Annotated in this window: 20 protein-coding genes and 1 pseudogene; 14 read left to right on the top strand and 7 right to left on the bottom strand. The window is 61.9% G+C overall.

Going from position 1 to position 26984, the window contains the following annotated elements:
* Positions 1-5 precede the first annotated feature (5 nt).
* The 5 genes from ABNT42_RS15110 to ABNT42_RS15090 all read right to left on the bottom strand — a co-directional run bounded on the left by ABNT42_RS15110 (position 6) and on the right by ABNT42_RS15090 (position 7298).
* Positions 6-2294 (bottom strand): TonB-dependent receptor, encoded by a 2289-nt coding sequence (locus ABNT42_RS15110; protein WP_348698301.1) that lies wholly within the window; start codon positions 2292-2294, stop codon positions 6-8.
* A 68-nt stretch (positions 2295-2362) separates the two neighbouring features.
* Positions 2363-2716, bottom strand: a complete 354-nt coding sequence (locus tag ABNT42_RS15105; RefSeq protein WP_348698299.1) for a DUF2946 family protein — start codon at positions 2714-2716, stop codon at positions 2363-2365.
* A gap of 622 nt (positions 2717-3338) precedes the next feature.
* Positions 3339-3872 carry a peptidoglycan-associated lipoprotein Pal gene (pal, locus tag ABNT42_RS15100; protein ID WP_348698296.1) on the bottom strand — a complete coding sequence of 178 codons (534 nt, stop codon included), beginning with the start codon at positions 3870-3872 and terminating at the stop codon, positions 3339-3341.
* Positions 3873-4001: 129 nt separating this feature from the next.
* Complete coding sequence (locus ABNT42_RS15095; RefSeq protein WP_348698294.1) at positions 4002-6173, bottom strand: ATP-dependent helicase; 2172 nt, start codon at positions 6171-6173, stop codon at positions 4002-4004.
* A 3-nt stretch (positions 6174-6176) separates the two neighbouring features.
* A complete protein-coding gene (locus tag ABNT42_RS15090) occupies positions 6177-7298 on the bottom strand; it encodes a LacI family DNA-binding transcriptional regulator (RefSeq protein WP_348698293.1) in 1122 nt (373 codons plus the stop codon).
* Positions 7299-7519: 221 nt separating this feature from the next.
* Between ABNT42_RS15090 and ABNT42_RS15085 the strand changes: the two genes are divergently transcribed.
* From ABNT42_RS15085 to ABNT42_RS15055, 7 genes are all read left to right on the top strand, one after another.
* A complete protein-coding gene (locus ABNT42_RS15085) occupies positions 7520-8770 on the top strand; it encodes an Hsp70 family protein (RefSeq protein WP_348698291.1) in 1251 nt (416 codons plus the stop codon).
* Positions 8771-8778: 8 nt separating this feature from the next.
* Positions 8779-9408, top strand: coding sequence for a 3'-5' exonuclease (locus tag ABNT42_RS15080; RefSeq protein WP_348698290.1), 630 nt, complete (start codon positions 8779-8781; stop codon positions 9406-9408).
* 80 nt (positions 9409-9488) lie between these two features.
* Complete coding sequence (locus ABNT42_RS15075; protein WP_348698288.1) at positions 9489-9848, top strand: hypothetical protein; 360 nt, start codon at positions 9489-9491, stop codon at positions 9846-9848.
* 70 nt (positions 9849-9918) lie between these two features.
* Complete coding sequence (locus ABNT42_RS15070) at positions 9919-11400, top strand: TonB-dependent receptor (RefSeq protein ID WP_348698287.1); 1482 nt, start codon at positions 9919-9921, stop codon at positions 11398-11400.
* Positions 11401-11409: 9 nt separating this feature from the next.
* Positions 11410-12318: a zinc ABC transporter substrate-binding protein gene (locus tag ABNT42_RS15065; RefSeq protein WP_348698285.1), complete on the top strand. Its 909-nt coding sequence runs from the start codon at positions 11410-11412 to the stop codon at positions 12316-12318.
* Positions 12318-13100: a metal ABC transporter permease gene (locus ABNT42_RS15060; protein ID WP_348698283.1), complete on the top strand. Its 783-nt coding sequence runs from the start codon at positions 12318-12320 to the stop codon at positions 13098-13100. The genes ABNT42_RS15065 and ABNT42_RS15060 overlap by 1 nt, the downstream gene beginning before the upstream one ends.
* Positions 13101-13204: 104 nt before the next feature.
* Positions 13205-14377: an SEL1-like repeat protein gene (locus tag ABNT42_RS15055; RefSeq protein WP_348698281.1), complete on the top strand. Its 1173-nt coding sequence runs from the start codon at positions 13205-13207 to the stop codon at positions 14375-14377.
* Positions 14378-14497: 120 nt separating this feature from the next.
* Here ABNT42_RS15055 and ABNT42_RS15050 read toward each other — a convergent pair.
* Positions 14498-15271, bottom strand: a pseudogene (locus tag ABNT42_RS15050) (EAL domain-containing protein); the annotation flags it as partial.
* 195 nt (positions 15272-15466) lie between these two features.
* Between ABNT42_RS15050 and ABNT42_RS15045 the strand changes: the two are divergent.
* From ABNT42_RS15045 to ABNT42_RS15015, 7 genes are all read left to right on the top strand, one after another.
* Positions 15467-16105 (top strand): methylamine utilization protein, encoded by a 639-nt coding sequence (locus ABNT42_RS15045; protein WP_348698279.1) that lies wholly within the window; start codon positions 15467-15469, stop codon positions 16103-16105.
* Between the two features lie 9 nt (positions 16106-16114).
* Complete coding sequence (locus tag ABNT42_RS15040) at positions 16115-18511, top strand: EAL domain-containing protein (RefSeq protein WP_348698278.1); 2397 nt, start codon at positions 16115-16117, stop codon at positions 18509-18511.
* 89 nt (positions 18512-18600) lie between these two features.
* The gene (locus ABNT42_RS15035; protein ID WP_348698276.1) at positions 18601-20763 is read left to right on the top strand and encodes a prolyl oligopeptidase family serine peptidase; all 2163 of its coding nucleotides are present in this window, start codon (positions 18601-18603) and stop codon (positions 20761-20763) included.
* On the top strand, positions 20760-23309 hold the full coding sequence (locus ABNT42_RS15030) for a zinc-dependent metalloprotease (RefSeq protein WP_348698275.1): 2550 nt from the start codon (positions 20760-20762) through the stop codon (positions 23307-23309). Before ABNT42_RS15035 ends, ABNT42_RS15030 begins: the two co-directional genes overlap by 4 nt.
* A 171-nt stretch (positions 23310-23480) precedes the next feature.
* Positions 23481-24683, top strand: a complete 1203-nt coding sequence (locus tag ABNT42_RS15025) for an ammonium transporter (RefSeq protein ID WP_348698273.1) — start codon at positions 23481-23483, stop codon at positions 24681-24683.
* Entirely contained in the window at positions 24683-25492 is an 810-nt protein-coding gene (locus ABNT42_RS15020; protein ID WP_348698271.1) for a PEP-CTERM sorting domain-containing protein, read from the top strand. Before ABNT42_RS15025 ends, ABNT42_RS15020 begins: the two co-directional genes overlap by 1 nt.
* A gap of 105 nt (positions 25493-25597) precedes the next feature.
* Positions 25598-26305, top strand: a complete 708-nt coding sequence (locus ABNT42_RS15015; RefSeq protein WP_348698269.1) for an FxDxF family PEP-CTERM protein — start codon at positions 25598-25600, stop codon at positions 26303-26305.
* A gap of 53 nt (positions 26306-26358) precedes the next feature.
* On the opposite strand, the gene ABNT42_RS15010 is transcribed toward ABNT42_RS15015, so the two are convergent.
* A complete protein-coding gene (locus ABNT42_RS15010) occupies positions 26359-26934 on the bottom strand; it encodes an XRE family transcriptional regulator (protein WP_348698268.1) in 576 nt (191 codons plus the stop codon).
* Between the last annotated feature and the right edge of the window lie 50 nt (positions 26935-26984).

Genomic DNA, 26984 nt, shown 5'->3' with positions numbered 1-26984 from the left:
GCGTTTTACAGATCGAAGCGCAGTTCGGCAATGAAGGTGCGCTGCGGGTAAGGGTGGAAGTTCCAGTACTGGTAGTTGTTCAGATTATCCACGCCCACGGCGGCACTCCAGCGCTGGTCGATGCGGTAGCGTGCACGCAGGTCGGTGGTGAAGTACTGGCTGGCACCCATGTAGGCATAGCCGTTCGGATCGCTGTTATCCAAGGTCGAATACTGCCGGCCGCTATAGCGCGCGGCATAGCTGACGGAGAGCTTGTCGCTGAAGTCGTAGCTGATCACGCCGGTGGCGCGCCATTCCGGAATACGCGGCTGCCATTTGCCTACGCTGGCCGGGAATTTGTCGTTGCTGACGATGCGCGAATCGGTCCAGGTCAGGCTGCCGTTCAGATTCAGGCCCTGACGCCAGACGTTATCCTGCGTGTAGGACAGTTCCAGCCCTTTGGTGTGGATGCGGTCCACATTCTGGATGGTGCTGACGCTGGAGCCGGATAGCACGTTGATCTGCGAGTACAGCGAATCACGGGTGCGCTCGCCAAACGCCGTCAGGCGCAGCCAGCCATCTTCCAGCTTGCGGTCGGCCGTCAGCTCGCCCGTGTAGGATTTTTCGGCCTTCAGGGTGGGATCATTATTGGTCAGCTGGCCGGCTGCATTGACGCCGCCCTGATACAGTTCGGACACGGTGGGCATGCGCACGGCGCGCCCCAGCGAAGCCTTGATCACCCAGTCCTGCGTAGCCTGATAGGCCAGGGCGAATTTGGGCGACAGATAGTTTTCGCTGCGTTCGCCGTGGTAGGCCGTCTTGCTGGCGTTGGAGGTGGCGCCGTCGTGCGCCGTCCAGTGTTCATAGCGCATACCCAGCACGGTTTTCCAGCCGCTGGCGAACTTCCAGCTATCCTGCGCATACAGGCTATTGGTTTCGGTCTGGCCGCTGAAGGCGGAGTTGCGCGCGCCGGCTGCGCCGTTCAGCCAGTCGGCGGTCGCGTTCTCGATGCTGGCCAGCTTGTAGGCTTCGCGCTGGTAGCCGAAGTCCACCACGTGGAAGTGATCGGGGCGCCATGTACCGCGCGCATTGAGGGTATTCCAGCCCGTGCCATCCTGACTGACCATGCGGCCCGCGCCGCCATTCAGCGCGGCCGGATAGGCCATGGCGGTAGGCGCACGCAGGCGGTCCTTGTCGTAGTCATACAGGCTGGCGGCCAGTTCCCAGGTGAATTCGCCTTTGCCGTGCGACTTCAGCGACAGGCCGTGCATGATGTGCTGCAGCGCTTCGTTGGACAGATTGAAATCGGTATTGGCCAGCGTGTAGGCACGGCCATCGATGCTGACACTGCCGCTGTAGACGGGCTGGCCATTGCTGTCGCGCAGATAGCTGTCGGGCCGGCCTTTGGAGTCGTTATGCCACAGGCCGAAGGTGTAGCTGGCGCGCAGGGTGGGGCTGAAATCATAGGCCAGTTTGGCTTTGAACTGGTCCTGCAGGGTATGGTACTGGGTGGCGGTGCCCAGCAGCAGCCATGGCTTGCCGGCACGGTCGGTGCTGGCAATGGCGCCCGTCACTACGCTGGCGTTCTTGCCGGCTACTGTATTGCTGATGGCCTTGTTGGGGAAGGTCAGCGGCTGGCCATCGCTATCGGTATGGCTGAAATCGACCAGCCAGGCCCAGTTGCCGGCACGGTTGCCCACGGTAATGCTGCCCAGCTTGCCCTGATAGGCGCCGTCTGTGCTGTACAGCTTGAATGGCTGATGGGTTGCCGTCAGTTTGGCATGCACTTCCAGCTGGGTAGGCATGCGCGTCACGTAGTCGACCACGGCACCGACCGAGTTGCCGCCGTAAGCCGCGGAAAACGGACCGTACAGCACATCCACCCGCTCGATCAGTTCGGGCGAAACCATGCCCCAGCGCGGCGCGAAAGTGGCGCCATTGCCCAGATAGTTGGACAGCAGGATACCGTCACCATACACCATGGAGCGGGCGCTGTTGCCCGTGCCGGATGCGCGGGTGGACAGCACGGCATGATTGTAGTCGCCGATATAGCGTTTGCGCACCAGCAGGCTGGGCATGTATTTCAGCGCATCTTCGGCATCGGTGGCATTGATGCAGCGCTCGATGTCGGCGTGGCTGATGCCTTCGAAGGTGGTGGGTATCTGGGTCGGCAGCGAAGTCGGGCGGCTGCCTTCGATGATGACGGTGCCGATCTGGCGTAACGGTGCGTCCTGCGCGATGGCGAGTTGAGTCATGACGAGCTGACTGAAGGCGGCCAGCAGCGCCAGCGCCAGAGGGGTGCGGATGGTATTCATATTCTTCCTGATGGGTGTGTGGACAGTCCTACGCTATGCTGCGGTAGGGGACTGATGCTTACAGCGGATCAGGCAGGAACGGGTGGGGCGCGGGCATTGCTGCGCAGCGCGAACTGGCGCAAGTGTGGCGGGGCAAGGTCGGGCGTGTCGTAGCGGTCGTGGCCGCTGATCACGGCCAGACTGTAAGGGGCCAGCGGCAGTGTGGCCTCGCTGGTGGCATGGGGCAGGCAGTAGGCGCAGGCCTGCATGGCCGGATCGCCGGCGGGCCGCTCGCCATCTTTGTCCGTGAGACAGATGTTGCCGGCGGCAAACTGCGCCAGCGGATTGATGACGCGGCTGACGGTGGGGGCGACATTACCGAACAGAATGGCCAGTAAGGCAATCCACAGGTACAGCGTTCGGCGATGTGCATTAATTAACATGCAGCAATTATAACCAGCGCCTGCTGATTGCCGACAGCCCAATCCGGAAAACCATGATATTTGTTAAATTTTAGACGCCACTTTATTGCGCCCGTCGGCAGACAGTCCGGCAGTGCTAGTGCAGTTGGTGACCGGGCGTTGTGCGGTATGCTGGCCGTGTTGGCCGTGTTGGCCGTGTTGGCCGTGTTGGCCGTGCTGGCGGGCCGGCCAAGGCCATGGCCGGTGGCGAGGCCCTGGCTGTCGCTAGTAGCTGCTGTACCAGCCGCTGCCATGCGCGCGCCCAGCGGACAGCAGCGGCCCGTTCTTCCCCGTTAGCCGCCCGCAGCACCCGCTGTACCGCTCTTTGCTGGCGCAGCAGCGCATAGTGGGCGTAGCGCATAGGCGAAACATGCGCGGCCATGGGGGCAGGCGGGGCAGGCGGGGTGGCAGGAGGGGAGTGCGGGAGAACCATGGCAGGTAGCAGGACGGGCGGCTGGATGGTGTGATTGTGCCGTGGTCGGCTGCGGCTGAATGTGCGCCTCTTCACTTAGGCAATAATTTATTGCCTTTTCCGGCGTCACAAAAACAAAACGCCCGGCCAGAGACTGGCCGGGCGTTACAGACTCATGCTAAGCAGTGAGAATTACTTGCTTGGGTACACGATGTCAGCACGACGGTTCTGCGAGTACGAAGCCTCGTCTTTACCGGTTGCTTTTGGTTTTTCTTTGCCGTAGCTGATGGCTTCCATCTGGCCGTCTTTAACGCCGTACACTTTCAGTGCGGTCACAACAGCTTGTGCACGTTTCTGGCCCAGGGCCAGGTTGTACTCGGCGCCGCCGCGTTCGTCGGTGTTACCTTCGATTTTGATGGCGACGTTAGGGTTGGCCGACAGGAATTTGCCATGGTCAGCAACCAGAGCTTCGAATTCCGACTTGACGTTGTACTTGTCGAAGTCGAAGTACACGCTACGGTTTTTGTAGATCGAGCTGTTAGGATCCAGGTAAGCTGGCACGGAAACTGGTACTGGAGCAGCTACTGGTGCTGGAGCTGGAGCAGGTGCTGGAGCAGCTACTGGAGCTGGTGCAGGTGCTGGTGCCACTACAGGTGCAGGGGTGCTGCAAGCGCTCAGAACAGCCAGCGCGCAGGTAGCCAGCAAGATTTTTTGTTGTGCTTTCATGGAAATACTCCTGATTTTGGTTACTGTTTTCTTAGACATGCATGGGGTGTGAGGCTCTTACACCAGCCGCATCCGGCATTATATAAGGGTTTCCCTCAGAAAAATTGGCGCGGTGCATGATTTTATGCATTATTTTTTTATCCAGCTGGCAAAAGGGCGCAGATCACGCCCATTTTCCACATACCAGGCCCGCCGCGCCATGTCGAACTGGGCTCCCAGGGCCTTGACCTGATCCTTCTCGTGGAAGCTGGCGGTGAGGTAAATCCGTCCGCCAGCCGGCGCAGCGGCAGCGGGCTGGCGTAGCAGTGCAGCATCGGCCGTCACGGCGCTGTCGGATAGTTGCATTTTTGCTATAAAACTACTGCGCAGTTCCGCTGCCTTGGGCGAAAGCAGGGTCAGGCGCTCGCGGGTGCGGGTGGCGGCCACGTAAAACAGGTTTTCTTCATCGGCGCGCGGCTGCTGCGGGTGGGGGAATTCGTCGGCCTGCAGATAGGGCAGGATCACATGGCCGAATTCCTTGCCTTTGGCCTGAGCAGCGCATTCGATCAGCACGGCTCTGGCGGTGCGGCGCGGGTGGCTGGCCGTTTCGCGCTGATGCAGCGCCAGCCAGAATTCGCCCAGATTTAAACCCGAACGCTGCGCCATGTGCAGCAGAGCGTCGACGGAACGCTGCACCACTTCAGCCGCATACGGGCGCACAAAGATGCGGCGCGCCGTACGTACCAGTTGCACCCGTTCGCACAGTTCGCGCAGCACATCGAACGCAGGCTGGGTGCGCTCCTGCGTGGACAGCCACGCCAGCGCATCGATCACGGCGCGGCGGGTGGTGCTGGCGGCGACATTGCGGTAACTGGTGGGCATGCCATCGCGCTGCGGTGCTTCCAGCAGATACAGTTCGCCCAAGAGGCTGGGCTCGCGCACGATCTGGCTCTTGAAGTGTTCCAGCTGGCTGGGCGGGAACTGCATTTCGCTGAAGGCCACCAGGGCATCGACCACGGCAGCGCGCAGGGCGGGGGACTGCACGGCGGCGAAATCGTTCAGGCCTATGGCCAGCAGGCCACGCAGGAACAGCATTTCGTCGCGTTGCAGATAGCCTGCCATGGCTGGCGTGCGGTAGGCGATGTGGGCGTCGATCAGGGCGTTTTCCAGCGCGATCGACTGATGCCGTTCGCGCAGCAGGATGGCGCACTGGTCGGGATTATGACCTTCGTCCAGCCACTGTTTGACCGCTGCCACCACCAGCTGGGCGCAATCATCGCTGTCACGGTAATGGGCTTGACGGATCTCTGTATGCAGCGCCAGTGCCGATTCCACCGGTTTCTGTTTGAAGCGCGCCATGGCATGGGCCAGATGGGAGCCGTGGCGGAAACTGTAGGTCAGGGGCAGGCGCTGCAAACGGGGAAAACGCTGGCTGAAGCGTTCGCGCAGATAGCTGTCGTGTGCGCCCTGACGGGCATAGATAACCTGATCGCGGTCGCCGGCGCCGACGAAGAAGCAGGTGGGGCGGCTGATCAGGGTTTCGAGGATGCGGAAGGCTGCTTCATTGAGGTCGTGCAGCTCGTCGCACAGGACCAGCCGGTAGTCGGGCAGGCTGTCGCCCAGACGGGCGCCGCCATCGAGATTGCAGGCCAGATCGTAGCTGGCGTCCAGCGGGCCCCGAAACACGGCGCCGGCACCGCCATCGAGACGGATGGTTTCGTATTCCAGCGTGGTCAGATAATCGGTAACGGGCACGTCCAGCAGGGTGGCGATCTCGTCGAGATCCATGAATTCGAGATCGCGCTGCAGTGCCATGCTGGCTTTCAGCTGGCACTGCACTTCGAGGAAGTGGGCCAGCGCTATGCTGTGGGTCTGCAGATCCAGCTGGTCCAGTTGGCCCGCATAGCGCTCGCCGACGCGGTCCATGGCTTGCAGTGCATAGTCCTTCAGCTGGCGCACATCGTCGCAGTTGCGTACGCCGTCAGTATCGATGGCATCGAGCTGCCAGCGCGCGAAGTCCTCGAACGTCAGCAGATGCAGGCGCTGTACCAGTGCCGGCGCCACGCCCAGCTGGCCCAGACGCGTGGCCAGCACTTCGCGCGCTTCGACGGTAAAGGTCAGTGCCAGTATCTGTTCCGGTGGCAGATTGCGTGCCAGTGCCTCGCCTATGCGCAGCGCCAGCGTGGTGGTCTTGGCGGCGCCGGCATTGGCATCGACCAGCACGGTCTTATGCTGGGCCAGCTGGATTTCCAGCTGTTCGGCGGTGGGGCGCAGGCCACGGGGGATAAAGCGGGGTGTGCGGGGAGGTTGGGCGGCGTTCATCCGCTACATTATAGCCAGCGGCTGGGGCAAGCTGAAAGGCTGGTTAATGCCGCTCGCGCGCGGCTGCAGGCGTGCCGTGGCACCTTCGATGAACTGGGCATCGAATAACTGACGTGCCGCGCCCAGTTCGGGCCGCTCGATCAGCCGGCAGACCTGCTGGGCGGCCGCTGCTGCCATCTGCGCCATGGGCTGGCGCAGCGTGGTGAGGTTGTAGCTGAGCCAGTTGGACGGCTCGACGGCATCCAGTCCGGCCACGGAGAGCTGGCCCGGCACATCGATGCCCAGCTCGTGGCGGGCGCAATCGAGACAGCCGATGGCCATCACGTCGTTGGCACAGATGATGGCGTCAGGGGTGCCGCCATGGCGGGCGATCAGGGTCTTCAGGCCGGCGGCACCGCTGTGATAGTCGAATTCGCCCGTCACCACTTGCGGTGGCGGCAGTCCCAGTTCGGCCAGTTGTTCGGCGACGCCCAGCAGCCGGCTGACGGCCACGACCGAATCCGTGCTGCCGGTGATGATGCCGAACTTGCGGTGGCCGGCGGCGGCCAGTCGGGCCGCCAGCATGCGCCCCGCAGCGCGATGGTCGCAACTGACGGTATGTACGCTGTGATCGTCCAGCAGGCGGTTGAACACTACCAGCGGTACGCGGTGGCGGCGGAATTCGGCCACGGCGGTAGCGGGCAGATGGGCCGCAGCGATCACCCCATCGACCTGGAACTGCCATAGATCGCCCAGTACCCGCGCCGCTTCCGATTCACCGGCCAGCGGGAACAGCAGTACCCGTTTGCCATGGGGCGTGAGCTGCTGGCTCAGTTCGGCCAGCAATTCCGGATAGTACAGATTGGCACGGTTGGTAATCAGCACCGCGACCATATTGGTGCGGCGCGTAATCAGGCTGCGTGCGGCCGCGTTGGGTACATAGTCGAGCAGGGCGGCCGCCTTCATTACCCGCGCAAACGTGGCTTTGGAAACACTGGCGCCAGGCTTGAAGCAGCGCGACACGGCCGATTGCGACACACCAGCCACCAGCGCCACATCATACGAAGTGACGCGGCGTGACTGTGCCGCCAGTTCGGCTATCTGGGCGGCGGCACTGGCTTCTATCGTGCGCTTGGGCGGGCTCATTGTCTCCTGCTGGGGTATTGGTACTGATGGTTTGCTCTTAAGCGGCAATACTGGTCAGCATAACCAATAAATTACCGAAGGGCAACAATAATCGCTTTCCATTGAGAAATAGTGCTGACCTTGTGGCAGTGCAGGGAATTTGCCCCGCAGGAGCAGATTTTTGCAAGTGCAGGCGCCAGTTCTGCTAACATTACGCCCCTCTATTTTGTTCAAGGGTGCACATGGCCATTGCATGCGGTGTCGATTTTGGCACCTCCAATTCGACCGTCGGCTGGGTTCAGCCGGGTCAGCCCGTGATGCTGGGGCTGGAAGATGGCAAGGTGACGCTGCCGTCGGTGGTATTTTTCAATGCCGACGATGAGGTGGTGCGCTATGGCCGCGCGGCGCTGGCCGATTATCTGGCCGGCTACGAAGGGCGGCTGATGCGCTCCATGAAGAGTCTGCTGGGTACCACGCTGATGGAAGGCCAGACAGAAGTGGCGGGGCGCGCGCTGCCATTCCGTACTTTGCTGGCCCAGTTTATTGGCGAGCTCAAACACCGTGCCGAGCAGGCTGCCGGGCGCGAATTCAGTTCGGCCGTGTTTGGCCGTCCCGTGCATTTCATCGACGATAGTGCCGCCAACGACCAGCTGGCGCAGGATACGCTGGAGCAGATTGCCCGTTCGGTCGGCTACAAAGAGGTGGCTTTCCAGTTCGAGCCTATCGCCGCCGCCTTCGATTATGAATCGCAGATCAGCCGCGAAGAGCTGGTGCTGATTGCCGACATCGGCGGCGGTACCTCGGACTTCTCGCTGCTGCGCCTGTCGCCCGAGCGGGCCACGCGGGTGGAGCGGCGCGACGATATTCTGGCCAACGGCGGGGTGCACATCGGCGGTACCGATTTCGATAAATATCTGTCACTGGCCAGTGTGATGCCGCTGCTGGGCTACGGTAGCCGGCTGCGCAGCAATAGTGAAGTGCCATCCAGCTATTACTTCAATCTGGCGACATGGCATACGATTAATCAGGCCTATACCAAGAAGGCCTCGCTGCAACTGGCCGACCTGTTGCGCGATGCCGCCGAGCCGGCCAAGCTGGGGCGCTTGCAGAACCTGATCGAAGACCGCGCCGGTCACTGGCTGGCGATGCAGGTCGAGCAGGGCAAGATCGCCCTGTCCGATGCCACCAGCGCGCTGCTGGAACTGGATCGCCTGTCCCCGCCGGTCGCGCTGGAGATCACCCGCGCCCAGTTCGATGCCGCCTCGGAGCAGCTGGTCAGTTCGGTGGAGAGCACCGTGCAGACGCTGCTGCGTGATGCCGGCGTGGCCGCCAGCGCGGTCGATACCGTATTCTTCACGGGTGGCTCGAGCGGGGTGCGTCTGCTGCGCGAGCGCATCGCCGCGCTGGTGCCGACGGCGCGCCGCGTCGAAGGCGATCTGTTTGGCAGCATCGGCGCCGGTCTGGCGCTCGATGCCGCCCGTAAATTCGGTTAGGAGCAACGATGCTGGGACCATCCTTGGTGATGCTGGACTTCGAAACCACGGGGCTGTCGCCGGCCAACGGCGACCGTATCACCGAAGTGGCGGCTTTGCGCCTGCGTGAAGGCCGCGTGGTAGAGCGCTTTGTTTCGCTGGTCAATTGCGGGGTACGCATCCCGGCTTTTATTACGGGGCTCACCGGCATCACCCAGGCCATGGTGGATGCTGCACCACCGGTGCAGCAGGTACTGCCGCAATTGCTGGAGTTCATCGGCAACGATACGCTGGCGGCTCACAATGCATCGTTCGATGACAAATTCCTGCAGGCCGAAGCGGCCAGTCTGGGGCTGGTGCCGGCCTATCCGGCTGTATTGTGTTCGCTGAAACTGGCGCGCCGCGTGTATCCGGGCATGGCCAGCTACCGGCTGGGCGATCTGGCGCGCCAGCTGGAGATCCGCTTTGCCAGCGCCGCCCACCGTGCCGAGGCCGATGCCGAAGTGGCGGCGCAAGTGCTGCTGCGCATAGGCTGCGATCTGGCCCGCCAGTATGGCTGGGAGACGGTGGCGCCAGAGTTGCTGGTGGCCGTGAACGGGCTGTCTGCCGCCAAGGTGCCGCAGTTTCTTTCTGCCCGGAGTGGACAAAAACTGCGCTAATTAGCAAGAGTGGCATTACAATACGCTGGTTGTTGTCATTAATATTGTCTTTTGTGCAAGTGCGCCGCTTACTTTTCCGTATGCTGTTGTCGCTTCTGCTGGTGTTCTCCCAGCAGATGGGGTACGCGCACGCGCTCACGCATGCCACTGCGCTGACGGGGCTGGCCGCCAGCCAGACGCCAGATCCGGCCACGGCCGCGCCGGCCTTTGTGCCCGAGTCCGATCCGCACCTGAACGGTATTACCAAGCTTGGCTTTGACCATAGCTGCGCCCAGTGTCTGGCCGTTGCCCAGATCACAGGGGCGGTCGATACGCATAGCTATTCCTTCCCCCTGCTCGACGGCGTTGCCGTCGTCGCGGCGGTTGCGCCGCTGGCGCTGCTGCCGCTGTCGCCTTGCACAGCCTACCATTCGCGCGCACCCCCCGTTCTGTCCTGCTGAAATACCGTCACATCCGCTGGTAGCCTAGCTGTCCGGCGGATTCGTTGTATCGACTTACACAGGACTGAACATGAAACATACCCGTATGCTGGCGGCCGCGATGAGCGCTGCCCTGGCGGCGCCGTACGCGCACGCCGCCACTCCTGCGCCTGCCCAGGCTAGCGCTGCCGTCCACCCTGGCACTGCCGAACTGGCAGCGATGCGCGCCGAAATCAGTGCGATGAAACAGGCTTACGAAAACCGTCTGCAGGCGCTGGAAGCGCGTTTGCAGGTTGCCGAAGCGGCCGCTCAGACGCGGGCTGCGCTGGCGCCTGCAGTGGCTGCGGAATCTGTACCGCAAAGCGCGCCGCCAAGCGCGCTGGCGGCCCCGGCCGCTACTCCCGTCGCAGCGCCTGCAGCTGCCATTGCGGCTTCGGCACCGGCGGCGGCGACGCCATCGAATCTGTATAACCCGAACATCTCTATGATTTTGGGTGGAACCTGGCAAAACCTAAGTGCCGATCCGCAGCAGTATGCGCTGCAGGGCTTCATACCCGCTGGCGGTGAAGCAGGACCGGGCCAGCGCAGCTTCAATCTGGGTGAATCGGAGCTTACGCTGTCGGCCAATATCGATCCCCACTTTGCCGGGCAGCTGACCTTTGCCCTGAGTGGCGAGAACGAGGCCAGCGTGGAAGAAGCCTATGTGCGCACGCGCGCCCTGGAAAACGGCCTGAATCTGAAGGCGGGCCGCATGCTGTCCGGTCTGGGCTATCTGAACGGCCAGCACGCCCACACCTGGGACTTTATCGGCGCGCCGCTGGCCTATCAGGCCTTCCTTGGCGGCCAGTACAAGACTGACGGGGTACAGGCGACTTGGCTGGCACCGCTCGATCAATATGTGCAACTGGGTGTAGAAGCGGGGAATGGCGACGCTTTCCCCGGCAATGCGCGCAACCGTAACGGTGCCGGCGCCTACGCCGTATTTGCCCACCTCGGTGACGATCTGGGCGCATCGGCCAGCTATCGGGCCGGCCTGTCCTATCTGCGCACGGGGGCCAGCCAGCGCAGCTTTAGCGACGCTGAACTGGAGCACAGCTTCAGCGGCCGCGCCCGTCTATGGGTGGCTGACGCCATCTTTAAATGGGCGCCGCAAGGCAACGCCGTCAGTACCAATTTCAAACTGCAGGGTGAGTATTTCCGCCGTAGCGAGGACGGGGTGCTCGATTACGCCAGTGCCACGCCGGACGCTGCCAGCACCGACTACCGCAGCGTGCAGTCGGGCTGGTATCTGCAAAGTGTCTACCAGTTCATGCCGAACTGGCGTGCCGGCCTGCGTTATGACAGCCTGGACAGTGGTAGCCTGCGCTACACCCTGGCCGATAACGCCGCGCTGCCGATACTGCAGAGCTTCCGGCCCCGTCGCAGCAGTCTGATGCTCGATTACAGCCCGTCGGAGTTCTCCCGTCTGCGCCTGCAACTGGCACGCGAACAGAGCCGCGCTGGGGTCAATGATACGCAGATCTACCTTCAATACATCATGAGTCTGGGCACCCATGCGGCCCACGCGTTCTAAGGAGTGAACATGCAACGATTGAATAAAGCTGCTCTGCTGGCTCTGCTGGCGCTGGCCGTTATGGCGCCGGCCCACGCAGCACTGAATGTACTGGCTTGCGAGCCGGAATGGGAAGCCCTGACGAATGAACTGGGCGGCGATAAAGTCAAAGTCAGCAGCGCCACCACGGCGTTGCAGGATCCGCACCGGGTGGAAGCCCGGCCTAGTCTGATTGCCCGCACCCGCAACGCCCAGTTGCTGGTGTGTACCGGGCTGGAACTGGAAGCGGGCTGGCTGCCCGTGCTGGTACAGCAGTCCGGTAACAGCAAGATAGCGCCGGGGCAGCCCGGCAATTTCGAAGCGGGCACGCTGGTGCCACGTCTCGATGTGCCGACGCGGGTAGACCGTAGCGATGGCGATGTGCATGCGGCCGGCAACCCGCACATTCAGCAGAATCCCCACAATATCGCACTGGTGGGGGTGGCACTGAGCAAGCGGCTGGCCGAACTGGATCCGGCCAATGCGGCCTACTATCAGGCGCGCCAGAAAGATTTCGCGCAGCGCTGGGAGAGTGCCGTGCAGAAGTGGGAAAAGCAGGCGGCCAGCCTGAAGGGTGTGGCCGTGGTGGAACACCACAAGAACATGGAATATCTGATGAACTGGCTGGGCATGCATCAGGTGGGAACGCTGGAGCCTAAGCCGGGTGTCGAGCCCAGTGCGGCCCATCTTTCCGGCCTGCTGGCCCAGTTGCAGCGTGTGCCGGCCCGCATGGTGCTGCGCGCCGGCTATCAGGATGGCCGGGCTTCCCAGTGGCTGAGCGAACATGCGCGCATACCGGTGGTAGTACTGCCATTCTCGGTAGGCGGTGACGACCGCAGCAGGGACCTGTTCGGGCTGTTCGACAGCACGGTGCAACGTCTGCTGGAAGCGAATAAATAATGGATAGCGATGCGCTCGACCTGATGATTATCGTGCCGGCCTTGCTGGCCGGTTTGCTGGTGCTGCTGACGCATGTGCCGCTGGGGGCGCAGGTACTGCGCCGGGGCATCGTGTTCATCGATCTGGCCATCGCCCAGATCGCGGCGCTGGGAGTGATCATTGCCGGTGTCGCCGAGCTCGATCCCCATAGCTGGGCCGTGCAGGCGGCAGCGGCAACGGCCGCCGTGCTGGGCGCCGTGCTGCTGACGTGGACCGAGCGGCGCTGGCCGGATGTACAGGAAGCCCAGATCGGGGTGATGTTCATACTGGCCGCCAGCGCGGGCATCTTGCTGGTGGCGCACAATCCCCATGGCGGCGAACATCTGCAGGATCTGCTGGCGGGCCAGATTCTGTGGGTGCGCTATGAGCAGCTGCTGCTGCCGGCAGCCGGTACGCTGCTGATCTGTACACTGCTGTACCACATGGGCGAACGTCTGAGCCGGCTGGGCTTCTATCTGGTGTTCGCGCTGGCGGTGACGGCATCGGTGCAACTGGTGGGGGTGTATCTGGTGTTCACCAGCCTGATCGTGCCGGCGCTGGCGGTGCGCCACTATGCGCCTGCCCGCCGCCTGTGGCTGGCCTACCTGATCGGTGCAGCCGGCTATGCCAGCGGGCTGCTGCTATCGACCCTGTACGATCTGCCGTCCGGCGCGCTGATCGTCTGGTGTCTGACCCTGCTGGCCATGCTGGCCTATGCGGTGGGCCCCAAGCCCGGCCCGCACAGTGTGCGGCCCCATCACTAGGGGCAACCCGGGCTGGCGGGGCAGAATTGAGCACCATCAAAGGCGGCGCCCCTTGGGGTTTTATACTTTGGTCAAGATTTTGCCGTACTTGATCAGGGTAAGCCATGAAGACTCCCCAGCCGGCTCGCTATCACAGCGGCAGTTATGCGTGGTTTCGCGCGGCGGCCGAGCGGGGCGACCCGTATGCCCAGTTCAATCTGGCCTTGCTGTACCGCGCCAGCGATCTGCTGGCGCCTGATCCCCCTTGCGCCTATTTCTGGATGGAACGCTCTGCCTTGCAGGGGCTGGCGTTCGCCCAGAATCATCTGGGTGTCATGCTGTACACGGGGGAAGGTGTGGCTGCCAGCGATGGGCAGGCGGTGCGCTGGTTCCGCGCTGCCGCGTTGCAGGGGGAGGTGGCGGCGCAGCAGAATCTGGGCATGATGTATCGCAACGGGCGCGGCGTGCTGGCCAATGCCGAGATGGCACTGGCATGGTTCTTCCGTGCCGCCGAGCAGGGCAGTGCCCGTGCGCAAGGGCTGATCGGAGCCGCCTATCTTTATGGCGAAGGGGTACGAGTCGATACACTGCTGGCGCTGGCATGGTTGCGCAAAGCGGCCATGCGTAACGATGCGCGCGCCCAGTTCCATCTGGGCGTGATGTACCAGCAGGGCTGGTGCGTGGCGACCGACGCGGCACAGGCGGTTGCGTGGTGGCGTCAGGCTGCTGCCCAGCAATTAGCCATGGCCGAGCGCATGCTGGGGCTGGCCTACGCCCAAGGGTGTGGCGTGGCGGCCGATGCAGCACGTGCCTATGCTTGGCTGCGCCGTGCCGCCATACAGGATGATGCTGAAGCACAATTTAATCTGGCGTTACTGCTGGCGCAGGGATGCGGGGTAGCGCAGGATGCGGCCCAGGCATGTGTCTGGTATCGCTGTGCAGCGAATCAGAGCCACATGCTGGCGCAATACAATCTGGCCTGTATGGTGGCGGCTGGCGAGGGCGTACCAGCCGATCCGGTTCAGGCACGTAGCCTGTACCAGCAGGCGGCCGAACAGGGCTGGGCAGCGGCCCAATTCAATCTGGCCGTGATGTATCAGCAGGGACTGGGCGGCGCTTCGAGTCAGGCACTGGCGCTGCTGTGGTACCGCTGTGCGGCAAGGCAAGGCCAGCCACAGGCGTGCCAGTATCTGGCCACGCTGGTGCGTACCGAGCGGCGCTGTCGTAGCGCGGGACTAGGCTGGCAGCGCTGCCGCCGCAGCAAGCAGGCGCGCAGACAGCTGCAGTTACAGGCCTGAATTGGCAGTCACACCGGCCAGCGCCAGATGGGTACGGCTACGGGGGCAGGACCACAGGTATTGCAGGCTTGCGCTGCTGCGCAGGCGATAATCGGCACAGCGGTTGCGCGCCAGCTGGTGGCGCACTTCCAGCGGTATCGCCCGCAGCGGCTGGGCATGGGGGCGGCCCAGATGGTAGCCCTGACCGAAGGCCACGCCCAGTTCACTCAGTGCCAGCAGTTCGTCGCGGGTTTCTATGCCTTCGGCGATCACGCGTGTGGCCGATGTTTCGGCGATGCCCTGTATCGAGCGGACGAATTGCAGTTTGACGGGGTCCTGATGGATGCCCTGTATAAAATGCATATCGATCTTGACGAATTCGGGACGCAGTTCCGACCACAGGCGCAGGCTGGCAAAGCCTTCGCCCAGATCATCGATGGCGATCTGGAAGCCCATGGCGCGGTAGTGGCGCACGGCTTCGCGCATGGCGGCATAATCGTAGGTGGGCTGGTTCTCCGTCAGTTCGATGATCACCTGCTCGGGCGCGATACCGAGCTGCTGGATGGTGCCCAGGGTTTCGCCGTGGCGGGCGTCGCGCTGCAGCAGCATATCGGGACTGACGTTGAGGAATAGTTTGCCCGGCAATTGTAGTTCGGCATAGCGTTCCAGTACCACACGGCGGCACAAGTGTTCCACTTCCACGCTCAAGCCGCAAGCACGCGCCACCTTGAATAGCTGTAAGGGCGCATGCAGGGGACTGTCGGAGGGACCCCGTATCAGCCCTTCGTAGGCGATGATGGCGCCGCTGTGCAGATCGACGATGGGCTGGAACAGGGCGCTCAGCTGGCGTCTGGCCAGAATTTCCAGCAGCTCGATGCGCTGCTGGTCGGCTGGCGGCTCGCTGCGAGTCGGCAGGTAATGGATGCTGGCGCTACGGTGCGGAGTCACAATCAGGTCGGGTAGGGTGGCAACAGGGCGTATGCTAGAGGGGATTTGTGTCACTATCGTGACTTTTGGCAACTTTTTCCGGTTGGATACAAAAAATCTCCCCGTCTGACATTATCTGGGCGCTACAATCGTCCTAATACCTCTACGCTCACCGGATTGCTCATGCCTAGTGTCGTCTTTCGTTGCACTGTTGCCTGCCTGCTGGCTGGCTGGCAAATCCATGCCGCAGCCACCAGCCTGCAGGTGCAGTTACAGGATGGTGCGGGTAAGCCGCTGGCCGATGTGGTGGTGTATGCCGAGCCGGAAACGCCGCTGGCGGCACCGCGCAATCCGGCCACTGCCCAGATCGAGCAGAAAGGGTTGAAATTCATTCCGCTGGTGAGCGTGATACAGACCGGTACGACGATTCTGTTCCCGAATAACGACAGGGTGCGGCACCACATCTATTCTTTCTCGCCTGCCCATAAATTCGATCAGAAGCTGTATTCAGGGCAGGCAGCGGCGCCGCAGGTGTTCGAGCGGGCCGGCACGGTAGTGCTGGGCTGTAATATTCACGACAAGATGGTCGCTTACGTGCGGGTAGTGGATACGCCGTATTTTGCCAAGAGCGATAGCAATGGCATGGCCCAGCTCGAGCTACCGGCCGCTGCCCGCTATACCTTGCGCGCCTGGCATTACAACGCACAGGGCGGCGCCACGGCCGAACAGCCATTGCTGCTGAAAGCGGGCGAAGCAGCGGCCGCGGCCAGTTTCCGGATTCCCCTCAAAGTGCTGTCGGCCGACGATAGCGCCATGCACTAGGGCGCGCCCATGTCGTTTCGCTTCCGCAGCTTAGAGAGCCGTATCGTCACCCTGTTTCTGGTGCTGGTGGTGGCGGTGCAGGTGGTGGGCTTGCTGGTGATACAGCGTGGCATCGAAAATAATGCGCGCCAGTCGATCGCCAGCGAACTGGAGAACGGTAGCAAGGTGTTCGGCCGTATGCTGGAACAGAATGCCCAGAGCTTGCGCTTCGGCGCCCGTTTGCTGGCGCGCGATACGGCTTTCGTGGCGTTGGTCGGGAATAACGACGACAGTGATCGGGCCACCATCGAATCGGCGCTGGTCAATAGCGGTGGCCGCATCAAGGCGGCGCTGACCATGCTGGTGAACGGCGAACGGCAGATCAGTGCATCGACCAATCCGCAGCAGGCCGCCGCGCTGGAACAGCAGGTGCTGGGCATGCTCGATCAGGCCGAACTGGCCGACGGCGCCAACGGTCTGGCCATCATCGACCGCCGGCCCTACCAGATGGTGGTGGTGCCGGTGAAGGCGCCGATTACCATCGCCTGGGTGGTGATGACGTTTCCTATCGACTGGCAGCTAGCGCGCGATATGCGCGGCATCAGCGGCCTCGATACCACCATCCTGACGCGCGATGCGGCCGGCGACTGGCTGGTGGCCGGTTCCACGCTGGAAGCGCCACAGACGCAATGGTTGCACAACCGCCTGCAGAGCATGGCGCCAGCGGGGCAGCAGGCGTTTGATCTGATGCTCGGTGAAAGTCGTTACGGCGCCCGCCTGCTGCCGCTGGGGCAGGCCGGCAACCAGAGTACGCAAGTGCTGCTGGCGCGTTCGTTCGACGAGGCCACCGCCGAATACGTGCGGCTGGAGCACTGGCTGATCGGGCTGACGCTGGGCGGCATCGTCATCTCGTCGCTGGCCATTGTGTTCACCGCCAAGCGGATTGCCCAGCCTATCAGCGCGCTGGCGCAGACGGCGCGCCGGCTGGAGCAGGGCGACTACGATCAGCCCGTGCATAGCCGGCGTAGCGACGAGATCGGTGCGCTGGCGCGCGCCTTCGATGCCATGCGGGCCGGTATCGCGCGGCGCGAGGAGCAGATAGGCCGGCTGGCATACTGGGATACGCTGACCGATCTGCCTAACCGGGCGCGCTTCCTGCTGCTGCTGAACGATGCGCAGACACAGGCGCAGCAGCTGCGCCAGTCGGTGTTTGTGCTGATGATGGATCTGGATCGCTTCAAGCACGTCAACGACGTGATGGGCCACAGTTTCGGTGACGCTCTGCTGCAGCAGGTGGCGCAGCGACTGCGCATGCTGCTGGACCAGCACGGGCAGGCGGCCCAGCTGGCGCGGATGGGCGGGGACGAATTCGCCGTGCTGCTGCCGGCGGCGCAACTCGAAGCGGCGCGCCGTCTGGCCGACGATATTCTGCGCGCGCTGGAGAGCCCTCTGTCGCTGGAAGACCAGACGGTAGATATCGGCGCAGGCGTGGGCATTGCCGGCTATCCGGCCCATGCGCAGGACGGCGAAACCCTGCTCAGCATGGCCGAAGTGGCCATGTACAGCGCCAAGATGCGCAATGACGGCGCGGTGATCTACGATGCGGCACTGGACAAGGGCAGCGCCCAGAGTCTGTCGCTGTTGACGGAGCTGCGCTACGCCGTCGAGCGCGACGAGTTCCGCCTTTTCGTGCAGCCCAAGATCGCCCTGCAGTCGGGGCAGGTGGTGGGCATGGAAGCACTGGTGCGCTGGCAGCATCCGCAGCGCGGCAATGTGTTCCCCGACCAGTTCATTCCGTTTGCCGAGCAGACCGGCTTTATCCGCGTGCTGACGCGCTGGGTGATGGAGCGTTCCGCCCGCCTGTGTCAGGAACTGGAGCATGCCGGCTACCATCTGAAGATGTCGGTCAATCTGTCGACGCGCGATCTGATGGATCAGGATCTGCCGCTGAAGTTCGGCGAGATGCTGCAGCGTCATGGCCAGTCGCCCCAGTCGTTCTGCCTCGAAATCACCGAGAGCGCCATCATGGACGATCCGGTGCGGGCGCAGCAGACGCTGGAACGCCTGAGCGCGCAGGGTTTTGAGCTATCGATCGACGACTTCGGCACCGGCTATTCATCGCTGGCCTATCTGAAAAGCCTGCCCGTGAATGAACTGAAAATCGATAAATCCTTCGTGCTGAATATGGAAACCGATCTGGGCGATGCGCGCATCGTGCAGTCCACCATCAGTCTGGCGCGAGCCATGGACCTGCGTGTGGTGGCCGAAGGCATAGAGAGCGAGAATGTGTGGCGTCTGCTGGCCGGCATGAAGTGCGATCAGGGGCAGGGCTATTTCATGAGCCGGCCGATTCCTGCGGAGCAGATGAAGGAGTGGCTGGCCGGATGGCGCTCGCCGTTGCACCAGCAGGACGGTGCGACCGAATAAAAATCGCTCTGGTCATTCGGCTATCGTTTCATATTTGCTACGCTTCAAGCTATGATCGGGTTTCCTGAACCTCTATCCATGGAATCCGTATGCAACGACGCCTTACCCTGCTGGCCAGTCTGATTTTTACTCATTTCACCGCGACGGCCCAGACCTGTCCGGCCAGCGGCACGGCGCCTAGCTATCCGCAGACGCGCACGGTGGCGCAGCAGGACGTCTATCACGGTACCACGGTAGCCGATCCGTATCGCTGGCTGGAAGACGCCAATAGCGACGAGACCCACGCATGGGTGCAGGCGCAGAACCAGCTGACCCAGAGTTATCTGGGGCAGATTCCGGCGCGCGATGCGATCCGCCAGCGTTTGACCAAACTGTGGAACTACGAGCGTTTCAGCGTGCCGTTCAAGGAAGGTGGCCGCTATTTCTACAGCCGTAACGACGGCCTGCAGAATCAGGCGGTGCTCTACACCATGAAGACGCTGGCCGACGTGCCGCGCCAGCTGCTTGATCCGAATACGCTGGCAGCCGATGGTACGGTGGCGCTGGCTGGTCTGGCGGTGAGCCCGAACGGCAAATATCTGGCCTACAGCACGGCCGCTTCCGGCTCCGACTGGAACGAGATCCATGTGCGCGATATCGATAGCGGCAAGGATACGGGCGACCATATCAAGTGGGTCAAATTCTCCCAGACGGCATGGCTGCATGACGGTTCCGGCTTCTTCTACAGCCGCTACGACGAGCCGACCGAAGCCACCAAGCTGGCCGCCGTCAACTACTTCCAGAAGCTGTACTTCCATAAACTGGGTACGCCTCAGAGCGCCGACACGCTGGTGTACGAACGCCCCGACCACAAGGATTGGGGCTTCAGTGCCGAAGTCAGCGAAGATGGCCGCTACCTGATCATCAACGGCTCGCAGGGTACGGAAAACAAGAACCGGGTGTTCTACAAGGATCTGACGCGCAAAGGCGCGCCGGTGGTGGGGCTGCTGGAAGAATTCGATGCTGCGTATAGCTTCATCGGCAATGATGGCCCGGTATTCCTGTTCCGCACCGAACGCGATGCGCCGCGCGGCCGCATCGTGGCGATCGATATCCGCAAACCGGCAGTGACCAACTGGAAGCAACTGGTGGCGGAATCGGCCAACACCATGGTGTCGGCTTCGCTGGTCAACAATCAGCTGGTGGTCGACTATCTGAGTGACGCCCATAGTCTGGTCAAGGTGTTCGACCTGAAAGGCAAGCCGCTGCACGATATCGAACTGCCCGGCATCGGTTCGGCCGGCGGCTTTGGCGGCAAGCGTGGCGATAGCGAGACTTTCTACTCCTACACCAGCTTTACCACGCCCACCACGATCTACCGTCACGATCTGAAGACCAACAAGAGCAGTGTGTACCGTCAGCCGCGGGTGGACTTCGATCCTTCCGCCTTCGAAGTACGGCAGGAGTTCTACACCAGCCGCGATGGGACCCGTGTGCCAATGTTCATCGTGGCCAAGAAGGGCATCAAGCATGACGGCAGCAATCCCACCTATCTGTATGGCTATGGCGGCTTCAATATCTCGCTGACGCCAGCCTTCTCGGTGGCCAATCTGGCGTGGCTGGAAATGGGCGGCGTGTACGTGGTGCCGAATTTGCGCGGTGGCGGCGAATACGGTGAAGCGTGGCATGCGGCCGGCACCAAGCTGCAGAAACAGAATGTGTTCGATGACTTTATCGGCGCGGCCGAATGGCTGATCGAGCACAAGATCACGTCGCCGGCCAAACTGGCGATTGGCGGTGGCAGCAATGGTGGCCTGCTGGTGGGGGCCACCATGACCCAGCGGCCGGAACTGTTTGCGGCAGCGATACCGCAGGTGGGCGTGCTGGATATGCTGCGCTTCCATAAATTTACCATCGGCTGGGCCTGGACTTCGGATTACGGTTCGTCCGACAATCCGGACGAGTTCAAGGCGCTGATCAAGTATTCGCCGCTGCACAATCTGAAGCAGGGCGGCTGCTATCCGGCCACCATGATTACCACGGCCGACCATGATGACCGTGTGGTGCCGGCGCATAGCTTCAAGTTCGCGGCAGCAGCACAGGCTGCGCAGGGTGCGGCAGCGCCTATCCTGATCCGTATCGACAGCAAGGCCGGTCACGGTGCCGGTAAGCCCACCAGCAAGCAGATCGACGAAGTGACGGATCGCTGGGGCTTCCTCAGCCGCGCACTGAAGATGGACGCGGCCGCTGCTCCGCTCGCGGGTCAGCCGTGAGCGCCGCGCCAGTGCGGGGGCGGCTGGTGCTGGCGCTGCTAGTTAGCGCAGGCTGGATGGCGCCTGCACTGGCGGCACCGGCAAGTGGCATTTCGGACGGCTTGGGCAGCTTGGGCGGGTTGAGTGGCGCGGCCGGAGCGGCGGCAGGCAGCACAGCATCGTCTGCACCGGCCACGCTGGCGGAGCTGACGCGCGGCATGGCAAGGCAGAGCGGTCTGTTCGAACTCTGGCGCGACACCAGCAAGGGACGCGTGCTGCTGGGCGTGAGCAATCTGGAGCAGCCCTTCCTGCTGATTCCTTCGCTGCCGTATGCGCTCGGCTCGAATGACGTGGGCTTGGATAGAGGGCAGGGCGGCGAAGTGCAGATGGTGCATTTCGAACGGCATGGCAACCGTCTGTTCCTGCTACGCGATAACACCGGCTATGTCGCCAATTCGGCCGATGCCGACGAACGTGCCGCCGTACGCGAATCGTTCTCCGCGGCCGTGCTGTGGGCTGGCGACATCATGGCCACTGAAGGCAGCCTGCATCTGGTGGACTTTTCCAGCTTCCTGCTGGCTGACCGGCATGGTGTGGCTGCGCGGCTGGCGGCGACCAAGCAGGGCAGCTATCAGATTGATGCGGCACGCAGCGCTGTGCTGGCCGAGACGGCCAAAGCCTTTCCCGATAATCTGGAACTGGAAGCGCTGCTGACCTTCAGTGGCCCGGCCAGTGGCGAATTCGTACGGCAGGTGGCGGCCGATGCGGCCAGTATCGCGCTACGCCAGCGTATCAGTATGGTGCGGCTGCCGGTGCTGGAGGGTAGCTGGCGTCCGCGTGCCTATCACCCGTATTCGGGCGGTTTCGACGTCAGCTATGTCGATTTCGCTACGCCGCTGGCGAGCAGCATCGATGTGCACTGGCAGGTGCGGCACCGGCTGGAAAAGACCGATCCGCAGGCCGCTGTCAGCACGGTCAAGAAACCCATCGTGTATTACGTGGACCGGGGCGCGCCGGAACCGGTGCGTTCGGCGCTGATCGAAGGTGCTGCGTGGTGGGCCAGCGCGTTCGAGAAGGCCGGCTACAAGGATGCCTTCCGCGTAGAAGTGCTGCCGGAAGGGGCGGATGCGATGGATATCCGCTACAACATGATCCACTGGGTACATCGTGCTACCCGTGGCTGGTCGTATGGTAATGCGCTGGCCGATCCGCGTACGGGCCAGATCATCCGTGGTGCCGTGACGCTGGGTTCGCAGCGGGTGCGACAGGATATCCTGATCGCCGAAAGCCTGCTGGCGCCCTATGGCAAGGATGCACCTGGCGATGCCGCCCAGCTGGCCGAACAGATGGCACTGGCCCGTCTGCGTCAGCTGGCTGCACATGAAGTGGGCCATACGCTGGGCTTTGCGCATAACTTCGCCGCCAGCCGACATGGCAATGGCTCGGTGATGGACTATCCCCATCCGCTGCTGGCGCTCGATGCCAGTGGCAAAGTCACGCTCAAGCAGGCTTACGGCGTGGGCGTGGGGCCATGGGATGACTACATCGTGCGCTACATCTATGGCGATTTCGGTCAGGGCGCGCAGGAACAGCAGGCACTGGCTGCGCTGCGCGCCGAGGCGCACCAGGCTGGCATGGCCTATGTGAGCGATCAGGATGCGCGCACCCCCGGTGCCAGCCATCCGGATGGCCTGCTGTGGGATTTCGGACCTGACAGCCTGCGTAGCTGGGACCAGTTGACGGCGGTGCGCCAGCGCGCGCTGGCCGGCTTCTCCTACGACGTGCTACCAGCGGCGCGTCAGGCCGGCGAGCTGGAAGCACGGCTGGTACCGGTCTATCTGCTGCAGCGCTATCAGACCGAAGCGCTGGCGCGCCTGCTGGGCGGCGCCAGTTTCGATAGCACCAGTGCCGGCGATATCCGTGCCGGCAGCGCGCGGGCCGGTACCCGTGTGACGCCAGCTGCGCTACAGCAGCAGGCGCTGACCCGTTTGTGCAGCACTCTGACGGCAGAATATCTGGCACTGCCGGCGTCCGTGCTGGATCAGCTGACGCCGCCCGCCACCGGTTATGAGCGGGGGCGCGAGTACTTTGCCAGCCGTATGGCCTCCGTGTTCGATGCGCTATCGATGGCAGAAGCGGCAGCGGCGCAGACCAGCCTATTCCTGTTCGATGCCGAACGTCTCAACCGGCTGGCGTGGCAGCAGGCGCGCGACGCCCGTCAGCCCGGTGCCGATACTGTGCTGGCGCAGGTGTTGCGCAGCAGCTGGCAGCGTGTAGCGGTAATTAGCGGGCTGGCCGGTGGCGAAGCCGTGCAGCTGGCAGCCAACTGGGTGGTGCTAGACAGCGTACTGAATGTACTGGAAGGCGGCAAACTGCATCCGCAAGTGGCAGCGCAGTTGCAGTTGGGCCTGCAGCGACTGGCACTGTGGCTGCAGCAGCATCCGGCGACGGGGAGTACGGGCGCCAGCCGCAAGCAGGCCGCCGAACTGATACAGGCCTATCTGCGTGACCCCCGCAGCGTGAAACTACGCACTCTGCCGGTGATACCGCCCGGTGCGCCTATCTGATTTTGCACCAAAATGATGCCTTAATTCGGTGCGCACGCGTTTGGTGCGCACCGCTGCACAAAAATAAAACGGCATGAAATCAAGTACTTAATCGTTCGCACCAAATTGGTACGATTATTGCTCCAACAAAATGCATACAACTATTTCTGCATTATTTTGGGGAGATTTCTGATGGGTGATTTCAAAAGCGGCGCCGACGCACTGTTTATTCTGCTCGGGGCCATCATGATTCTGGCCATGCACGCCGGTTTTGCGTTTCTTGAACTGGGCACCGTGCGCAAGAAGAATCAAGTGAATGCACTGGTCAAGATTCTGGTGGATTTTGCCGTCTCGACGATCGCCTACTTCTTTGTGGGCTACAGCATTGCCTATGGCATCAATTTCTTCGCCTCGGCCGATGTGCTGGCGGAAAAGAACGGCTACGAGCTGGTCAAGTTCTTCTTCCTGCTGACCTTTGCTGCAGCGATTCCCGCGATTATTTCAGGCGGCATCGCCGAGCGCGCCCGTTTCCATCCGCAGACGGTGGCTACCGCGCTGCTGGTGGGTCTGGTTTATCCCTTCTTCGAGGGCATCGTCTGGAATCACCGTTTCGGCGTGCAGGAGTGGCTGGTAGCGGCTTTGGGCGCCGAGTTCCATGACTTCGCCGGTTCCGTCGTGGTGCATGCAGTGGGTGGCTGGATCGCCTTGCCGGCTGTGCTGCTGCTGGGCGCACGCCGTGGCCGCTATATGAAGAATGGCGCCATCGCGGCGCACCCGCCATCGTCGATCCCCTTCCTCGCGCTGGGCGCATGGATACTGACGGTGGGCTGGTTCGGCTTCAACGTGATGAGTGCGCAGGCACTGGACAAGATGAATGGTCTGGTAGCGGTGAACTCGCTGATGGCCATGGTTGGCGGCACGCTGGTAGCGCTGGTGATGGGCAAGAATGACCCCGGCTTTGCCTACAACGGTCCGCTGGCCGGTCTGGTGGCGGTGTGCGCTGGTTCCGACCTGATGCATCCGCTGGGCGCACTGATTACCGGTTGCGTGGCTGGCGCGCTGTTTGTATCGATGTTCACGCTGGCACAGAACAAGTGGAAGATCGATGACGTACTGGGTGTGTGGCCGCTGCACGGCCTTTGCGGCGCGTGGGGTGGCATTGCCGCGGGCATCTTTGGTCTGAAGTCGCTGGGCGGTGTAGGCGGAGTGACCTTTGCAGCCCAGTTGGCCGGCACCGCGCTGGGCGTGGTGATTGCGTTGGCTGGCGGCGCAATTGTCTATGGCGGGATCAAGGCCGTGATGGGGCTGCGCCTGGACCCGGAAGATGAATTCCAGGGCGCCGATCTGTCTATCCACCGTATTAGCTCCACGCCGGAGCGCGAATCCAGCTGGTAGTGGTAAAAAAAAGACAAGAAAATGATTGTGCTGCCGATAATTCCGGCGCACAATTGTTGTCGAAATTGTCCTATTCAATTACCCGCTCATGGAAGGTTGCAATTATGCAAGTTAAACAGTTCGCGGCAGTTATCTCTCTCGCTTTTGCAGCACTTGGCAGCATGGCAGGCGCCCAGGCCCAGACTATGCAGGCCATACAGGGTGCGAATGTGGTGTTCTACTATGACGCGGATGTTTGGGGCACGAATACGGCGACCGTGACGGGTAATAGTATTTCGTTCGCGATGCCTGCCAGTTATCAGCTGAGTGTAACAGGCCTCAGCGCTACGGATACACCGAGCAGTTTCTACACGGGCCATTCGACGAGCGCGTTGGTGGTGGTAGCAAAGAATGGCTATACGCTCGCGATGGATGTCGGCGTAAGTTTGCAGGGGAGTGCGAATCTGGTCGCCGGTGGTAATGCAATAGGATATGTGGGGCAGTATTTAAGCTACGGCAATTATGAACATGATATGTATATGCCGGTACATTCGCTGGAATACATCAGCCTCTCCGGTTACACCGACCAGACGGGCTATTCCGAACATTACACGACAGCAGTCGGTAGTGCGACCTATAAGACGCTGGGGCTGAGCGGTGAGGTATTGCTGGGTGTTAACCATACTGGCACCGGCGTCAGCACCGCCAGTATTGATCAGGTTAGTTATGCCTTCAATGTATCCGCAGTACCGGAGCCGGATACCTATCTGCTGCTACTGACCGGTGTGGGCGTACTGGCTTATGCGCGCCGCCGTCATGGCCGGGCTTGATTTGCCGTCCCGCCTACAAGGTAGTTAGGATTTATCGGTAGTGATTTACAAGGCTGGTCTGGTGCCTAACCTGACAGGTTCGATCTTTACGTCTGAGGTAGCTTAATGAAAAACTCTGTGTTCAAAAAAGTCATCGCGGCCGGTGTGCTGGCCGCCAGTCTGATTCCCGCAGCGCATGCCACTAGCCTGCAGGCAGTGCAGGGCGATAATGTGGTGTTCTACTACGATACTGAACTGTGGGGCGTGGGAGCGTTTAGCGTTAGTGGTAACACTATCACCTTTAATATTTCTGATGATTTCGACCTGATCGCTAAGTCCAGTAGTACGCTGACAAACAAAACTGACTCTGCCACGATGCGCAAAGCGTTCAGTGCGCTGGTCATACAAGCCAAGAATGGCTATACGCTTGGGCCTAAGCTTAATTTTGGTATTACCGATGCGTCGGCGACGATAGCTAATGGCTCGGTCACCAATAGTCTGGAGTTGGGCGTGGAAGCTGGCTATATGAGCGGGAACAGCTTCTTGGCCACTAGTTATCTCGGTAGCTACTCGGCAAGTGGATCGGCCTTCTGGTCTGGCTCGCCAACGGGTACCAGCAGTTTTACCATCAGCCCTCAGAATGCCAATCTGCTGGGGCTCGGCGTTACTCTGGATTCCGTGCTCATACAGTACGGCAATGGCACCAGTACCTCGACGCTCGATAAGGTAATGTTCGGCGTGAATGTATCGGCCGTACCGGAGCCGGAAACCTATGCCATGATGCTGGCCGGTCTGGGATTGATCGGTTTTGCTGCACGCCGCCGCAAGCAGTAAGCTGGCTATATAGTGTGTCGTATCAAAGGCTCCGCAAGGAGCCTTTGGCATTTCTAGCGGTGGATGACCACCAGCAGGGCCTTGGCTTCCGTTTTGCCGACATTGCGGATGATGTGTTGCAGGTCGCCCGGATAGCGCGCCGTGGCGCCCACTTTCAGTTTGCGTTTGTCGTTGCCCACTTCCACTTCGGCTGAGCCGTGCAACAGCGTGACGTGCTCCTGCGCACCGGGATCGTGGCCCTGCGAAGCCAGTTCGCCGCCCGGCGCCAGCGTCAGTTCATACCATTCATATTTTCCTGCCAGTTCCATCGGGCCCAGGATGCGCAGGATGTAGCCCGCATGCTGGCCGGGCAGGGTAGGGGTTTCGTGCGCTTCCAGTATGCGGATAGTCTCCGGCGCCTTTTCCGCTGTGGCCAGCAGTTCGCCGATCTGCACGCCCAATGCATTCGCCAGCCGCCAGGTAATGGCGATGGTGGGATTGGCCTTTTCCCGTTCTATCTGCGACAGCATGGATTTGGAGACACCGGCGATACGCGACAGGTCTTCCAGCGTCAGGCCGCGGGCCAGACGCAAACGTTGCAGGGCCGCGCCAACTTCGGGCGGTGCATTGGTCGAAACAGGAGTTTGCATTGTTTTATTCGGCGTTTGGTCTAAATTTCAATTGAATCAGCACCCTCTGA

Source organism: Duganella fentianensis, from assembly GCF_964031615.1.
Classification (GTDB): domain Bacteria; phylum Pseudomonadota; class Gammaproteobacteria; order Burkholderiales; family Burkholderiaceae_D; genus Rugamonas; species Rugamonas fentianensis_A.
This window is presented reverse-complemented; position numbering and strand designations above follow the sequence as displayed.